Source organism: Paraburkholderia sp. RL17-347-BIC-D, assembly GCF_046027915.1.
Classification (GTDB): Bacteria; Pseudomonadota; Gammaproteobacteria; order Burkholderiales; family Burkholderiaceae; genus Paraburkholderia.
In genome coordinates, this window is the sequence record NZ_JARESS010000191.1 from 1 (window position 1) to 1,040 (window position 1,040).

Sequence of the window (1,040 nt, forward strand, 5' to 3'; positions counted from 1 at the left end):
ACTCGGATGCGGCCGGTATTGTCCCGTCTCCATCAGCTCCGAAGCGGCGAGGGCCTTCGGCGTCCAACGCAGGGTCGCGCGTGTTTCCAGCAACCAGGCCTGATAGCCCTCAGGAACGTCCTCCGACGGCCCGTGATGGATGACCCCCTTTGGCACACAGGTCAACGTGCCGGGTTCCGTGCAACCGCCCCAGGCCCCCGGGCCCCGCACGTAACAGATCACCTCGTCGAAATCGGCGTTGATGTGAACCGGCGGCCGCCCCCCGGGGCGCGCACTGAGGTTGAACATCAGAATGTCGCCCGTGCCTGATGACAGAAACTGGCTCGGCGGACCGCCCTCAGGCAGGTAGGCGTGAACCTGGATATTGGCCAGATTAAGCTTCCACACCGGGACGGACTCCGACAGGCGCATGCCGAGCGCGAGCGGATCATGCGACATCATGAAGACCGTGTTCTCGGTGTCGAGGGTTTTCAGCACCAGCCGCGTCGGGCCGCCGGCCGGCATGCTGGCGTCGATCTCGGCGAACTTCAGATCGCGTGCAACGTTGAGGAGGCCACTTGGCGCAGGCGGCGCGAGCTTCAGGGCCGCGGGACTCTCGACGATGAGGCTTCGCATGGCATCGCCCGTCGGTGCATAGCGGTACGCGACGGATCGGGGAATGCAGACGAAGTCCCCTTCCGTCGCCGTGAGACAGCCCACGTCCGTTTCGAACCTGACCGTGCCGGACTGGATGAAATGAATCTCGTCCGCTTCGACGTTGCGCACCACATACGGCATGGGCTTGCGCCGTCCCGACACATGCAGTCTGACGCCGAGCCTGGAAGTCGCCACGGTGGTCGGAAGCGCCTCGGGGTCGTCCTGATCGTCAGGCGTCAAGCGCTCAAGGACGGCACGCCGCGGTGCGTGCGGCCCCTGCACGGAAAGAAAATCAGGCGCGTAGGTCGGCCGGGTCACAACTGACAGCGCCCCCTGAAATCCGTCACGGCTCCAGAGTTGCACCGGCGGGGAGCCTGCATCATGCGGCTTGCCACTCATTTGTC

The 1,040-nt window shown here is 65.1% G+C and carries 1 protein-coding gene; it reads right to left on the bottom strand.

Features of this window, described 5'->3' with window-relative positions; translation table 11 throughout:
• The coding region (locus P0D96_RS48085) for a cupin domain-containing protein (protein ID WP_408321369.1) at positions 1 to 1,040 on the bottom strand (1,040 nt) is incomplete at both ends.